This window comes from Rhodoferax sp., assembly GCF_028715765.1.
Taxonomy (GTDB): domain Bacteria; phylum Pseudomonadota; class Gammaproteobacteria; order Burkholderiales; family Burkholderiaceae_C; genus Rhodoferax.
Genome location: NZ_JAQURE010000005.1, coordinates 34,762 through 48,450, shown reverse-complemented (window position 1 = coordinate 48,450; position 13,689 = coordinate 34,762). Strand labels below are relative to the sequence as shown.

General features: G+C 59.0%; 11 protein-coding genes and 1 tRNA gene. 7 read left to right on the top strand and 5 right to left on the bottom strand.

Going from position 1 to position 13,689, the window contains the following annotated elements:
• Positions 1-579 precede the first annotated feature (579 nt).
• Positions 580-3,300, top strand: coding sequence for a DUF349 domain-containing protein (locus tag PHT20_RS03175; protein ID WP_301019451.1), 2,721 nt, complete (start codon positions 580-582; stop codon positions 3,298-3,300).
• A gap of 8 nt (positions 3,301-3,308) precedes the next feature.
• Here PHT20_RS03175 and PHT20_RS03170 read toward each other — a convergent pair whose 3' ends face one another.
• From PHT20_RS03170 to PHT20_RS03150, 5 genes are all read right to left on the bottom strand, one after another.
• Positions 3,309-4,094 carry a UDP-2,3-diacylglucosamine diphosphatase gene (locus PHT20_RS03170; protein WP_366520885.1) on the bottom strand — a complete coding sequence of 262 codons (786 nt, stop codon included), beginning with the start codon at positions 4,092-4,094 and terminating at the stop codon, positions 3,309-3,311.
• 5 nt (positions 4,095-4,099) lie between these two features.
• Positions 4,100-4,606 carry a peptidylprolyl isomerase gene (locus PHT20_RS03165; RefSeq protein WP_301019394.1) on the bottom strand — a complete coding sequence of 169 codons (507 nt, stop codon included), beginning with the start codon at positions 4,604-4,606 and terminating at the stop codon, positions 4,100-4,102.
• A 3-nt stretch (positions 4,607-4,609) separates the two neighbouring features.
• Positions 4,610-5,293, bottom strand: coding sequence for a peptidylprolyl isomerase (locus tag PHT20_RS03160; protein WP_301019393.1), 684 nt, complete (start codon positions 5,291-5,293; stop codon positions 4,610-4,612).
• A complete protein-coding gene (locus PHT20_RS03155) occupies positions 5,290-6,564 on the bottom strand; it encodes a L,D-transpeptidase (RefSeq protein ID WP_301019392.1) in 1,275 nt (424 codons plus the stop codon). The genes PHT20_RS03160 and PHT20_RS03155 overlap by 4 nt, the downstream gene beginning before the upstream one ends.
• A 64-nt stretch (positions 6,565-6,628) precedes the next feature.
• Positions 6,629-7,720 carry a tetratricopeptide repeat protein gene (locus tag PHT20_RS03150; RefSeq protein ID WP_301019391.1) on the bottom strand — a complete coding sequence of 364 codons (1,092 nt, stop codon included), beginning with the start codon at positions 7,718-7,720 and terminating at the stop codon, positions 6,629-6,631.
• 190 nt (positions 7,721-7,910) lie between these two features.
• On the opposite strand from PHT20_RS03150, the gene cysS reads away from it, so the two are divergent.
• The 6 genes from cysS to PHT20_RS03120 all read left to right on the top strand — a co-directional run bounded on the left by cysS (position 7,911) and on the right by PHT20_RS03120 (position 13,420).
• A complete protein-coding gene (gene cysS / locus PHT20_RS03145; protein WP_301019390.1) occupies positions 7,911-9,287 on the top strand; it encodes a cysteine--tRNA ligase in 1,377 nt (458 codons plus the stop codon).
• Positions 9,288-9,342: 55 nt separating this feature from the next.
• Positions 9,343-10,005: a DNA-3-methyladenine glycosylase 2 family protein gene (locus PHT20_RS03140; RefSeq protein WP_300083423.1), complete on the top strand. Its 663-nt coding sequence runs from the start codon at positions 9,343-9,345 to the stop codon at positions 10,003-10,005.
• A gap of 15 nt (positions 10,006-10,020) precedes the next feature.
• Entirely contained in the window at positions 10,021-10,998 is a 978-nt protein-coding gene (locus tag PHT20_RS03135) for an acetyl-CoA carboxylase carboxyltransferase subunit alpha (protein ID WP_300083425.1), read from the top strand.
• A gap of 40 nt (positions 10,999-11,038) precedes the next feature.
• Entirely contained in the window at positions 11,039-11,998 is a 960-nt protein-coding gene (gene tilS, locus PHT20_RS03130) for a tRNA lysidine(34) synthetase TilS (RefSeq protein ID WP_301019389.1), read from the top strand.
• Between the two features lie 18 nt (positions 11,999-12,016).
• The gene (locus PHT20_RS03125; RefSeq protein ID WP_300083429.1) at positions 12,017-13,285 is read left to right on the top strand and encodes an aspartate kinase; all 1,269 of its coding nucleotides are present in this window, start codon (positions 12,017-12,019) and stop codon (positions 13,283-13,285) included.
• Between the two features lie 42 nt (positions 13,286-13,327).
• A tRNA-Ser gene (locus PHT20_RS03120) sits at positions 13,328-13,420 on the top strand.
• Positions 13,421-13,689 lie beyond the last annotated feature (269 nt).

Below are 13,689 nucleotides of genomic sequence, written 5' to 3'. Positions count from 1 at the left end.
CACCCCAAAGCCCGGTCGCCTAACCCAATCACCCTGCCTTGCGTGGTTGGAACTCGAAGATTTATAAGAAAAAATCCTGTAGGCCATATTCAATAAGCGTTAATAGCTATGAATTTTGGTAATTTGACAACGCAATATCCACACAGATAAGGCGTGGTGGTTGGGTCAGGTGACCGGGCTTTGGGGACAAAGGCGCGCGCAAGCGGTGTTGGGCGAACTGCACCCACAGCCCCGCGTGTGTTTTGCCCCCAAAACCGCACGCACCTGACCCATCCGCCGCGCCGTGCCAGAGCCACCAAAGCAGTAGTAAGCCAGAGGCACTACATCAGCCAGCGCGCCAAAACACCAAGCCAGCACCAGAGACGCCCCCACGGCAAAACACAAGTCTCAAACCATGCCAACCCAGATAAAACCTCAACAAAATAAGCCGCCCGCGCATCAGCAGCGCTGCCACAGCAGTTTGATTCGCGCCCTATTTACCGCCGTTTCCAGTCAATAGCAAAAAACCCGGCGAAAATACACGTTTTCGTCCCGCTGCACTCCACAGCGGGTAGCCCTTCACTTCAGTGCGCGATGTCGATGTTTTCCTTCTCCAAATCCAAGCCAGCCACCCCCACCCCTGACGCGCCCGTCGTCACTGCCAAAAGCCATGAAGCGCACCCGCTGGATGCCCTGACCCATGGCGCGTTTTCAGCCCACACCTCGGGCGAGCGCATGGCTTGCATTCGCGAGTGGTTGGCCAGCAGCCCCAGCGGCGAGCAATTGCAGCAGGTGTTCAAAGAACTCAGCGTCAAAGACAAGGGTGCCGCCAAACTGGTGCGTGAAAAACTTGACGACATCAAACGCAGCAAAACCCAAGCCACCATTGCGCTCGAATGGGCCGACAAAGCCCAAGCCCTGTTGGCCTTGTCCAAACTCAACCTAGCCGATGCCCTGGCTTGGCAACGCGATGCCGCCAAAGCTGGCGCACCGCTGAGCAAAGAGCCGCTGGCTGGACTCAAAGCCCAATTGGTTGAGCGCGTGCGTGCCATTGAAGACCTGCAACACCGGGTGCAAGTGCAGCGTGAAGCTGCGGTGCTGCTGGCGCAACGCATTGAAGTGCTTTCCACCAAACCCTGGGCCGATGCCCAAGCCGCCCAAGCGGCCTTGGTCACCGATGTGGCGCACTGGCAAAGCGAAGCGCAAACGCTCTCTGGCGATGCCAATTGGCCCAGCGTAGACGCCCGTTTTGTGCCCCAGTTGCAAGACTCCCAAGCCCAACTGCTGCTGGTCTGGGAAGCTTTCTCTGAAGCGCTGCAACTCACCGTGGCAGCCGCCCTGGATGCCAGCGCACCGCTGCCACAAGTGCCGGTGTGGGCTGATGAACTGCGTGTGGCGCGCGGCATTCCCCTTGAAGTGCCAGTGACCCCCGCCAAACCCAAGGTTGACCCTGAATTGCGTGCCAAAGCCTCCAGCTTGGTGCGTGAAACGCTCACTAAATTAGAGCAAGAAATGGCGCAAGGCCATGGCAAGGCAACGGCTGGCGTGGCCAATGCCCTGCGCCAGGCCTTGAAAGAAAACGCCCGTCTGATTGACGACAAACTCGAAGCCCAGGCGCACACCGCCTTGACCGCTGCGGGTGAGCTCGAAGGCTGGCAGCGTTGGCGTGCCGACCAGTTGCGCGAAGAACTGTTGGCCAAGGCGCAAGGCCTGCTCAATCGCCCTGAAGGTCAAGCCGTGGGTGGACGCAAGATGCAAGACACCTTGCGCCAATTGCGCGAGCAATGGAAAACCACCGACCAAGGTGGTGTGCCCAACCATGCGCTGTGGAAACGCTTTGACGATGCCTGCAACGAGGCGCACAAAGTGGTGGAGGCTTGGCTGGAAAAAGTCAAAGCCGAGTCTGCCGAACACCGCGCCCAACGGCTGGCGCTGATCGATGAAGTCACGGCCTGGGCCGAAGCCAACCGGGTGGCACTTGATGACGACTGGAAAGGCTTTCACCGCGTGTTGCACCAATTTGGTGACCGCTGGCGCGAGTCGGGGCATGTGGGCGAAAAAATGTTTGCCGAACTGCAGCCGCTGTGGAAGGCTGCCATCGACCACGCTGCAGCGCCATTGGAAGCCTTGCAAAAACTCAGCCTGCAAGCCCGTCACGACATGATTGACGATGCCAAAGCGCTGGGGGCTGAGGTCAATTTGCGCATTGACGCAGTCAAAACCTTGCAACAGCGCTGGCAAGCCGAGGCACACCGGGTGCCGATTGACCGCCGCCATGAGCAAAAGCTGTGGGATGCCTTCCGCAAGCCGATTGATGAGGCTTTCAACCGCAAAACAGCCGAGCGCGAAAAAGCCCAAAGCGCCTTGAGCGAGCGCGACCGCATTGTGCTGGAAGCCTCCAAAGCCCTGCAAGCGGCCAACGCCAGCGGCGACGCCCAAAGCATTCGCACCGCCATGGCTGCGCTGGATGCCGCGCTCAGCGGTCAGCGCCAGGCGCAAGCTGCGGTGGATGTTGCCACTTCAGAAGAAAATAAGGCTGTAGCGCAGGCAGATACTGCGCAAGCAGCTACTGAAAACGAAGCAGTTGAGGCCGTATCAGACGCGTCTACGGCCAACGCCGCCGAGGCTGACAGCACCCCTGCGGTGGCCCCTGCGTCGGCACCCAAACGTGTCGTGGCCATGCGCGGCGACGACCGCCCAGGCCAGAAGAAAGAAGAGCCTGCTGTGGCTGGACGCCCTGGCAAATTTGGCGACCGCAAAGACAGCCGACCTTCAGGCTCCCGAGACGGTGCACGTGATGCCCGTGGACCGCGTGAATTTGGCCGCTTTGAGCGCCCGGCTTTTGGCGACCGTGCCGATGCCCCACGTTTGGGCGATGCTGCTTTCCGGGCTCAACGAGATGCCTTGGAGCAAGCACAAATGGCGCTGCGCAAACTGGCCGCTCAAGCCCACGGCGAGGCCTTGACCCAGTTGCTGACGGCCTGGGAAACACGCGATGCCACGCATGTACCCAGCGCCCAAGAATTGGGCAGCCGCGTGAACCCAAGCGTGCGCAGCGCCTGGATCAAAGCCGTGTCACAACCCGCCAGCGGCGATGCCAGCACGGCCTTGTTGCGGCTGGAAATGGCGGCCGAAGTGCCCACCCCGGCTGAGCACCTGAGCGCGCGGCGCATGCTGCAACTGCAATTGCTGACCAAGCGCAACGACCCCGCACCGGCGCAAACCTGGACGCAAGACGCCGCCACCGTGTGGTCTGCAGCGTTTGACGCGGCGCAAGTTCGCCGGGTGCAAAACGTGCTGAAGGTGTTGCTCAAACCTTGAGTGTGACGCTACAGAGGGCGATGCCTGACAGGCTCATTGCCTTTGGTCCAACGCAGGACCTCGCCTCTGGGTGGGGTGGCGCTGGCATCCCAATCACTCAACACCCTTCGCTGCAGCGTCAACCCAGTTGAGGTGGTGAAGCTGTGGTCGGCCGGTTGGTGGGTGTGGCCGTGAATCAGGGTGGTGGCTTGGGCGGCCTGCAGCCACTGCGCCACCATGGCTGGGTCGGCATCGGCGTAGCTGGCGCCATCGGCTTTCAAAGACTCACTTTGCTCACGCAAGCCTTTGGCCACCGCAATGCGCTGTGCCAGGGGTTTGGCCAAAAAAGCGGTGCGCCATGCCGCCCCACGCACTTGGCGGCGAAAGTGTTGGTAGTCCACATCTCCCAGGCACAGTGCGTCACCGTGCGAGAGCAGCAGGCGCTGGCCGTCAAAGTTCAGCACACAGGGGTCGGCCAGCAGGGTGCAGCCACTTTGCTTGGCAAAGTCAGCACTCAGTAAAAAATCTCGGTTGCCGTGCATCACAAACAGCGCCAGTCGCTGGGCGGCAGCTTGCAGCACAGTCAAGCACTGCTGGGCAAAAGCACCCTCCGGGGTGTTGGGGCTGTGGCAGATGTCGTCACCCACCCAGACCTCAAACAAGTCACCTAATATGAATACCGCATCTGCCGGCGTGTGCGCCATGTGGTGTTGCCAGGCCGCAAATGTGGCGGGCTGGTTGGCCTGCAAATGCAGGTCAGACATCAGGTCGATGGTGCGCCAGCTGGGGGCGGCATCGACCTGGGGGCAAAGCAAAAGGCTCAGAGCGCCACAGCCTTTTCAATCACCACATCTTCCAGTGGCACGTCGTCGTGGTAGCCCTTGCGGCCGGTTTTCACGGCCTTGATTTTGTCAACCACTTCGGTGCCGGCCACCACTTTGCCAAACACGGCGTAGCCCCAACCTTGCTGGCTGGGGGCGGTGTGGTTCAGGAAGCCGTTGTCAGCCACGTTGATGAAAAACTGGGCGGTGGCGGAATGGGGGTCGCCGGTGCGCGCCATGGCCACGGTGTAGTGTAGATTTTTCAGGCCGTTGTTGGCTTCGTTTTGAATCGGCGCATCGCACGGCTTTTGTGCCATGCCGGGCTCCATGCCGCCGCCTTGCACCATAAAACCGGGAATGACGCGGTGAAAAATGGTGTTGTCGTAATGGCCTTTGGCCACATAGGCCAAGAAATTGGCGGTGCACTTGGGCGCTTTGTCGGCGTCCAGTTCAAGGGTGATGGTGCCGTAATTTTTAACGTGCAGTTCGACTTGGGGGTTGCTCATGATTTATTTCACCAGGGTTGCAGAGTTGATAAGAATGGGAGTTTTGGGCACATCGGTGCCAAATGGGCCGCCTGCGCCAGTGGGCGTGGCTTTGATTTTGTCGACCACGTCCATGCCGGAGATCACTTTACCAAAGACCGTGTAACCAAACAGCTTGCGGGCATTGAGCAACTCGGCGCGGGGCGTGTTTTTGAACACTTCGCCGTTGTATTCAAATTCGGGCACCGGGTCGCCGGGGGGAATGAAGGTGGGGTCCAGGCGGCGGTTGTCGGCCACGTTGATGAAAAACTGGGCGCTGGCCGACTGCGGGTCTGATGTGCGCGCCATGGCCACAGTGCCAGCCACGTTGTGCAAGCCTTTGGCCATGGCTGCACGGCCTTCATGCACCACCGGCGCACGGGTTGGTTTTTGAACGTAATTGGCATCAAACCCCCCGCCTTGGATCATGAAGCTGCCAATGACACGGTGGAAAATGGTGCCGTCGTAGTGTTTGTCTTTGACATACTGGACAAAGTTTTCCACCGTTTGCGGTGCCCTCTCGGGGTACAGCTCCAGCACAATGTCGCCTTGGCTGGTGGCCAGCTTGACCTGGCGTACCGCTTCAGCCTGCGCCAGACTTGCTACTGAATAAAGAGCTATGCACGCAACAGCAGTGCGTGCCAGGGCGGTAAAAGACTTGTATTTCATCCGTTCACTCCTTCGTAAATGATTTTCCATTGGTTGTGCTGGCGGCTCCAGTACTGGCGCCGCGTGTTACCGGTGCGCTGGCCTTCGGCGACTTCACCAAACGTGACCACCATGGTCTCACTGGTGTCAACCCAATGCAGCAGCGAAAGGTCTTTGATGGCGAGCGTGCGCCCTTGTGTGGCGGCCACCTCTTGGCGCAGTTTGGGCAACCATTCGGTCAGTGGTTTGCCGTTGTTGAAGTCGGGCGCATAAAACTGGCTGACTTGATGGATGTTGCCCTCAGACTTGGCTTTGAGCCAGGCGTTGAGCTGCGCGGTGAATTCTTGCGAGCGTGGGCGCAAACTTTGTGGTGGCACCCACTTCAGGCTGCGTGAAATCAGCACCGGGGTGGAGCGAATTTGCACCGTGCGCAAGAGTTTTTCAAGATCGGGGTTGGCCAGCACCACACAGCCATCGCTGGCCAAGGGGCGGCGCGAAAACTCACCCGGGGGCGTGCCGTGCAACCAAATGCCACTGCCGGTTTTGCCACGTTTGAGATCAAGTACGTTGGGGTAATTGATGGGCAGCGCCCCGGCGCCGTAAAAGTCTTTGAGGTTCTTGGGGTCGAGCTGGCTGGTGATGAAATAAATGCCCAAGGGCGTGCGCTGGTCACCTTCAACCTTTTTCTCAATGCCCAGCTTGCCCACAGAAATGTAGTAGTCGGCCACCAAACTCAGCCCATTGCCCTTGTTTTCAAACAAATACAGGCGCGAATGGCTGGCGTCGATGGCTATGGCGTGTTTGTTTTGGGGCGCAAGCTGTACAAATTCAGCCGGCACTGTGCCCGCGGGTGGGCGCGCACGCAAGGCTTTGAGCCGCATGTGCGACTCGTCTTTGAGCTCGGTCAAGGCGTTGCCACTGCTTTTTTGCAGCTCGGCAGGCACGTCGCCAAACTGGGTCAGCGGGCGGCTGCGCGCTGTCAGCAAGTCGCCATAGACCAGCTGCGCCAAGGCAAAGGTGGGGAAGTCTTTGACCAGTCGCTCTGCTTTTTGCAGAGCGTTGTGGGTGTCGGCCTTGCCAATGAGGCGGTAGACCTCGATCAAACGCGCCTCGGCCACACCGTCTTGAGGTGCTTTCACGGGAGGCGGAGTAGGTTTAGCGGATGGTTTGACTCGGGTGTTGGTGTGCGCTTTGGCGGTCTTGGCTGGCTTGCCCCAAGCATGCCCGCTCCCCAGCCCGAGGCTGAGAGTCAGCACGGCAAGCGGCAGCAAGTGGGTAAGAAAACGGCTCATGGGTGATGAAAACGAAGGCGGCCAAAGCCGCCCAACGCACGCCTGGTGGCTGGCAACCTGCAGGTCAATTGCCCGTGGCTTCGCGGGTGATCAGCCAACCCGCACCCTGCTTTTTCAGGTGCAAGGTTTTGCGGCTCGACACAGACAAGCTGTCGGCCTTGTAGGCCTGACGGAAACGTGCCACAGCCTCGTCACCCGTGACTTTGATGTTGAGTTCGGTCAATTTGACGCTGATGCGCGACTTGCCCGTGATGCGGTCGGTGCGGTCTTTTTCCCAAGCGCTGCGTGATTGTTTGCCGGGGGTGTCAAAGTCGGGGCTGTAGGCGGCCAAATAACCCGCCATGTCTTTGCCTGACCAAGCTTGCGCCCAGGCTATGACGGCGGCCTCAACCGTTTTCTCGGCATCGGCTGTGGCCGGTGCGGGTGCAGGCTTGGCCGTTGGGGTGGCAGCAACAGCCACGGGTGGCACGGGTTTGGCGGGCACAGCCACAGCGGTCGGGGTGGGCAAAGCGGCCGCTGGGGTCAATGCCTGGGTGGGCTTGGCGCTGGGCACGCTCACGGCTGGGGCGGGCGTGGCGATCGGCGCAGCCGCTGCGACCACCGTGGTGCCTGCCCCGGGTCGTGCGTTGGTCAGGTTGGGTTTGAACACTTCTCTGATCAATGCCAGCTTGGGTGGCACAACCATGTTGCCACTGTCAAGTTGCAAGGCTTTGTTGTAAGCCTGACTGGCCAGGCGGGCATAGACATCGCCCAAGTTTTCATGCGCCGTGGCGTAGCTGGGGTTGGTGCGAATGGCCATTTCAAGCGCCAACCGAGCTTTGTCATACTGGCCTTGGCCTGCGTACAGCACCGCCAGGTTGTTGTAGGGCTCAGGCAGCTCGGGGTAATCTTCGGTGAGCTTGGTGAAAGTGGTGATGGCGTCTGCGGTTTTGTTCAGGTTGCGTTGAATCACACCTTTGAGAAAGCGCATTTGCGGGTCGGCAGGCTTGGCTGTCAGATGGCTGTCAACCTGCGTCAAAGCTTCAGAGAACTTGTTGGCACGCACCAGTTGGCTGACATCGGTGTACTCGTCGGCATGGCCAAACTGCGCGGTGCACGCCCCCACCAAGGTGAGCAAACGCAGGGTTTTAAGGAGAACAGAACGGTTGTGCTTCATGGCGGGTGGTGGTGATTGCGGGGGGTTCTGGCGCCAAAGAACAGGTTGGCGCAGGGCTTTATACTGGCACACATTGTAGCTGAGCGGGCTTTTTTTCGGCTCCTGGCGTGCCGTGCAGCGGCATCGGTTTCAGGGCGATCGCCCCCAAGACCCTGCTACGTTTCACCCCAACACCAGATTGATTTGACCCATGAGTTTGCGTATTTTCAACACGCTTAGCCGCGATGTGCAAGCCTTTACCCCCCTTGTGCCTGGCCAGGTGCGCATGTACGTGTGCGGCATGACGGTCTATGACCTGTGCCACCTCGGGCATGCCCGCTCCATGATGGCGTTTGACGTGGTGCGCCGCTGGCTGGAAGCCAGTGGGCTGCAAGTGACCCATGTGCGCAACGTCACGGACATTGACGACAAAATCATCAAGCGCGCGCTGGAAAACGGTGAGCCGATTCGCGCCCTGACCGAGCGCATGGTGGCTGAGCTGCACCAAGATGCCGATGCCTTGGGCATTTTGCGACCCACTTTGGAGCCGCGTGCCACTGACCACGTGCCGTCCATGCTCAAACTCATTGGCCAGCTCAAAGACCAAGGCCTGGCCTACCAAAGTGCGGATGGCGATGTCAATTACGCGGTGCGCAAGTTTTTGGGTTATGGCAAGCTCAGCGGCAAGTCTTTGGACGAACTGCGCGCCGGTGAACGGGTGGCGGTGCAAGACGGCAAAACCGACCCGCTGGATTTTGTGTTGTGGAAATCAGCCAAACCCAGCGAGCCTGCCGATGCCCAGTGGGCCAGCCCTTTTGGGGCGGGTCGCCCAGGCTGGCACATTGAGTGCTCGGCCATGTGCGGCGAGCTGTTGGGGCACACCGTGGATATTCATGGTGGCGGCGCTGACCTGCAGTTTCCGCACCACGAAAACGAAATTGCCCAAAGCGAGGGTGCCTACCACCAGCCTCTGGCACAGGTGTGGATGCACAACGGCTTTGTCACCCGCGATTTCGAGAAAATGTCCAAAAGCCTGGGCAACTTTTTCACCATCCGGGAAATTTTGGCCAAATTTGATGCCCAAACCCTGCGCTTTTTCATTGTGCGTGCGCATTACCGCAGTGCCTTGAATTACAGCGACGTGCACCTGGAAGACGCCCGTCAATCGCTCAAACGCCTCTACACCACGCTGGCACGGGTGCCCGCGCAAGCGGTGGAGATTGACTGGACGCAAGGCCATGCAGCACGCTTCAAAGCGGCCATGGACGAAGACTTTGGCACCCCCGAAGCAGTGGCGGTGTTGTTTGAGCTGGCCGGTGAGGTCAATCGCAGCCAGTCGGGCGCATTGGCTGGGTTGCTCAAAGCGCTGGGCGGCGTACTGGGATTGCTGCAGGAAGACCCCGACACCTATTTGCAGTCAGGCAGCAGCGTGGACGAGGCCACCATTGCCTCCCGCATTGCCGAGCGCGCTGCCGCCAAAGCGGCCAAAAACTTTGCCGAGGCCGACCGCATTCGCCAAGACCTGCTGGCGCAGGGCATTGTGCTGAAAGATTCAGCCAGCGGCACCACCTGGGAGGCGGTCAAGTGATGTCAGTCACCTGCCACACCCCAGTTTTTAATGGTGTTTTATGCCTCTAGCGCTTATGAATAAAGCGCAAGCAGCTACTAAAAAAATAGTGTTTGATGCGTCTGCCCCAGCTTACTGGGCAGACGCTTGCAAGCATCTGATGAAAAAAGACCGGGTCATGAAGCGGCTGATTCCGCAGCATGGCAGCGTGAGCTTGCAAAGCCGCGGCGATGCGTTTGCCACCCTGGCACGCAGCGTGGTGGGGCAGCAAATCTCGGTCAAGGCGGCCCAAACGGTGTGGGATCGGTTTGCCCAGTTGCCCGAACAAGTCACCCCGGCGCAGGTGCTGAAACTCAAAATTGACGACATGCGCGCCGCTGGCTTGAGCGTGCGCAAGGTGGAGTATCTGGTTGACTTGGCACTGCACTTTGACAATGGCATGGTGCATGCCGATGCTTGGGCGGGCATGGACGACGAGGCCATCATCACCGAACTGGTGGCCATTCGCGGCATTGGCCGCTGGACGGCCGAGATGTTTTTGATCTTTCACCTGATGCGCCCGAACGTGCTGCCGCTGGACGACGTGGGGCTGATCAACGGCATCAGCAAAAGTTATTTTTCAGGCGAAGCGGTCAGCCGCAGCGACGCCCGCGAGGTGTCGCAAGCTTGGGCACCGTATCGCACGGTGGCAACTTGGTATATTTGGCGGTCTTTGGACCCTTTACCGGTCAATTACTGATGAAAAGGAGCCTTCATGGCCAAAAAGAATTTTCTCGACTTTGAGTCCCCAATTGCCGAGTTGGAAAACAAAATTGAAGAATTGCGCTATGTGCAAACCGAGTCAGCCGTTGATATTTCAGCTGAAATCAACCAGCTGGCCAAAAAAAGCCAGCAACTCACCAAAGACATTTACAGCGACCTGACCCCCTGGCAGATCACCAAAATTGCCCGCCATTGCGAGCGCCCCTACACCATGGATTATGTGAACGAGCTGTTCACGCATTTTGTGGAGTTGCATGGTGACCGGCATTTTTCAGACGACTTAAGCATAGTGGGCGGTCTGGCGCGCTTCAATGGCACGCCGTGCATGGTGATTGGCCAGCAAAAAGGCCGCGACACCAAAGAGCGCGCCATGCGCAACTTTGGCATGAGCAAGCCCGAGGGCTACCGCAAAGCCCTGCGGCTGATGAAAACCGCTGAAAAATTCAAGCTGCCGGTGTTCACCTTTGTCGACACCCCTGGCGCTTACCCTGGCATTGATGCCGAAGAGCGCGGCCAGGCCGAGGCCATTGGCCGCAACATCTTCGAGATGGCGCAGCTGGAGGTGCCCATCATCGTCACCATCATTGGCGAAGGTGGCTCGGGCGGTGCGCTGGCCATTTCGGTGGGTGACCAGTTACTGATGTTGCAATACTCTATTTACTCTGTCATCAGCCCCGAAGGCTGTGCCTCGATCCTCTGGAAGACCGCTGACAAAGCCCAAGATGCAGCCGATGCCCTGGGCATTACCGCCCACCGCCTCAAAGCGCTGGGAGTGATTGACAAAATTGTCAACGAGCCAGTGGGCGGCGCGCACCGCGACCCCAAGCAAATGTGCGCTTTTCTCAAGCGCGCCCTGACCGACGCCTACCGCCAGGTCAGCGATTTGAAATCCAAAGAGCTGCTGGATCGCCGTTTTGAGCGCCTGCAAAGCTACGGCCGCTTTACTGACACCAAAGCCACAGGCAAGTAAGCATTTAAGCGCTTGATTTTTTCCCGCCTGTGATCCGTCTGTGACGCGCCCGTTCGAGCAGGCCATGGCCGCATTTGCGCCTGCCTTGCCGTTGGGCGTGGCCTTCAGTGGTGGGGCAGATTCCACCGCACTGCTGCTGGCGTGTGCCCAACGCTGGCCCGGGCAAGTGGTGGCGCTGCATGTGCACCACGGCTTGCAAGCCGCCGGTGACGACTTTGAGCGCCATTGCTACACCGTGTGTGCCGCGCTTGGGGTGCCGCTGTGGTGCCAACATGTGGACGCTCGTCATGCCCCAGGGCAAAGCCCAGAGGCTGCCGCACGCCATGCACGTTACAAGGCTTTTGAGGCTCTAGCGCTTGACAATAAAGCGAAGTCAGCTATACAAACAATAGCTATTGCGCAACATGCCGACGACCAAATCGAAACCCTGTTGCTCGCTTTAAGCCGGGGCGCAGGTTTGCCAGGCCTGAGCGCCATGGCGGCACAGTGGCAACGCGCTGGGCTGACCTATTGCCGCCCGCTGCTGCAGGTCAGCCGTGTCAGCTTGCGCGCCTGGCTCAGTGCCCAAGGCAGCAGCTTTATTGAAGACCCCAGCAACACCGATGAGCGCTTCACCCGCAACCGCATTCGGGCGCAACTGCTGCCAGCCTTGCAGCGGTGTTTTCCGCAGTTTCTTGACACCTTTGCCCGCAGCAGCCGCCACGCCGCGCAGGCCCAGCTTGTATTGCAAGAGGTGGCTGAGGCTGACTTGGCGCGCGTGGGCGCGCCACCGCTATTGGCTGATTTGCAAACCCTCAGACCCGCGCGCTTGGCCAACTTGCTGCGTCATTGGCTGCTGACGGTGCACCACACCACGCCCAGCACCGCCCAGCTTGAGGAACTGATGAGGCAAATTGCAGCTTGCCAAACCCGGGGGCACCAGCTGCAGCTGAAGGTGGGGCAGGGCTTTTGTGTCAGACGCGGGAAAGCCCTCGATTGGTACAATCCAACCCTTTTTTAACCCTTCAAAAAGCCATTCATGTCCTTGATTGTTCATAAATACGGCGGCACTTCGATGGGCTCCACCGAGCGCATCAGCAATGTGGCCAAACGCGTGGCCAAATGGGCGCGCGCGGGTCACCAAATGGTGGTAGTGCCCAGCGCCATGAGCGGTGAAACTAACCGCTTGCTGGCCTTGGCCAAAGAGTTGGCCCCGTCGACCCAAACCGCCGCCTACTGCCGCGAGCTCGACATGCTTGCCGCCACCGGCGAGCAGGCCTCTAGCGCCTTGCTGGCCATTGCACTGCAGGCGCAAGGCATCGAGTCGGTCAGCTACGCTGGCTGGCAAGTGCCCATTCGCACCAACAGCGCCTACACCAAGGCCCGCATTGAGTCGATTGACGACCAAAAAGTCCGCGCCGACCTGCAAGCCGGCCGGGTGGTCATCGTTACGGGTTTCCAGGGCCTGGACGACGTGGGCAACATCACCACGCTGGGTCGTGGCGGCTCAGACACGTCTGCCGTGGCTGTGGCAGCGGCCATGAAAGCGGACGAATGCCTGATCTACACCGATGTCGATGGCGTCTACACCACCGACCCGCGCGTGGTGCCAGCGGCACGCCGCCTGCAGACGGTGAGCTTTGAAGAAATGCTGGAGATGGCCTCGATGGGCTCCAAAGTGCTGCAAATTCGCTCGGTCGAGTTTGCTGGCAAATACAAGGTCAAACTGCGTGTGCTCTCCAGCTTCACGCCGTGGGACATCGACATCAATGAAGAAGCCGCATCTGGCACCCTGATCACTTTTGAGGAAGACGAAAACATGGAGCAAGCCATCGTTTCAGGCATCGCGTTCACCCGTGATGAAACCAAAATTTCTGTCTTGGGCGTGCCCGACAAACCCGGCATTGCCTACCAAATTCTGGGTGCCGTGGCCGATGCCAATGTTGAAGTCGACATGATCATCCAAAACGTCAGCAAAGAAGGCAAGACCGATTTCAGCTTCACCGTGAACCATGGCGACTATGCCAAAACCATGGACTTGCTGAAAACCGTGGTGGTGCCCAAGCTGGGCGCGCAAGAGGTGGTGGGCGACACCAAGATTTGCAAGGTCTCCATTGTGGGCATTGGCATGCGCAGCCATGTGGGCGTGGCCAGCACCATGTTCCGCGTATTGAGCGAAGAGGGCATCAACATCCAGATGATTTCCACCAGCGAAATCAAAACCTCGGTGGTGGTGGATGAAAAATACATGGAGCTGGCGGTCAAGGCGCTGCACAAGGCTTTTGAACTAGATCAGCCAGCGGCCTAAAAACACCGACAAGTCGTGACATAATCGCGACTCTGATTTTCAGGAAACGTGACCGAGTGGCCGAAGGTGCTCCCCTGCTAAGGGAGTATGGGGTGTAGAGCCTCATCGAGGGTTCGAATCCCTCCGTTTCCGCCAGTTGTCAAAAACCCCGCCTCGTGCGGGGTTTTTGCTTTGAGCTGCTGACTATGGAATTCACCGAAAAGACTAAAAATCCGTCTCAGAGCCGTTTTGTCTCAGAACCGCCTGATTTCTTTGACCCCGGTGGCGATGTCACGCAAGACACCGATGGAAATTGTGCTAAAAAATAGCTTTATTATGCTAATATTTGGCATGGGCATAAGTTCTGCACTTTTTACCGATAGCCAATCACGACTCTTTGTGTGGCTGTTTGGTCAACCTGACCG

Bases quoted from the DNA above. Each gene is read 5' to 3' on its own strand.
- PHT20_RS03140 (WP_300083423.1), top strand. From the start codon at position 9,343: ATGAATAAAGCGCAAGCAGCTACTAAAAAAATAGTGTTTGATGCGTCT.
- cysS (WP_301019390.1), top strand. From the start codon at position 7,911: ATGAGTTTGCGTATTTTCAACACGCTTAGCCGCGATGTGCAAGCCTTT.
- PHT20_RS03150 (WP_301019391.1), bottom strand. From the start codon at position 7,720: ATGAAGCACAACCGTTCTGTTCTCCTTAAAACCCTGCGTTTGCTCACC.
- PHT20_RS03155 (WP_301019392.1), bottom strand. From the start codon at position 6,564: ATGAGCCGTTTTCTTACCCACTTGCTGCCGCTTGCCGTGCTGACTCTC.
- PHT20_RS03165 (WP_301019394.1), bottom strand. From the start codon at position 4,606: ATGAGCAACCCCCAAGTCGAACTGCACGTTAAAAATTACGGCACCATC.
- PHT20_RS03125 (WP_300083429.1), top strand. From the start codon at position 12,017: ATGTCCTTGATTGTTCATAAATACGGCGGCACTTCGATGGGCTCCACC.
- PHT20_RS03135 (WP_300083425.1), top strand. From the start codon at position 10,021: ATGGCCAAAAAGAATTTTCTCGACTTTGAGTCCCCAATTGCCGAGTTG.
- PHT20_RS03160 (WP_301019393.1), bottom strand. From the start codon at position 5,293: ATGAAATACAAGTCTTTTACCGCCCTGGCACGCACTGCTGTTGCGTGC.
- PHT20_RS03175 (WP_301019451.1), top strand. From the start codon at position 580: ATGTTTTCCTTCTCCAAATCCAAGCCAGCCACCCCCACCCCTGACGCG.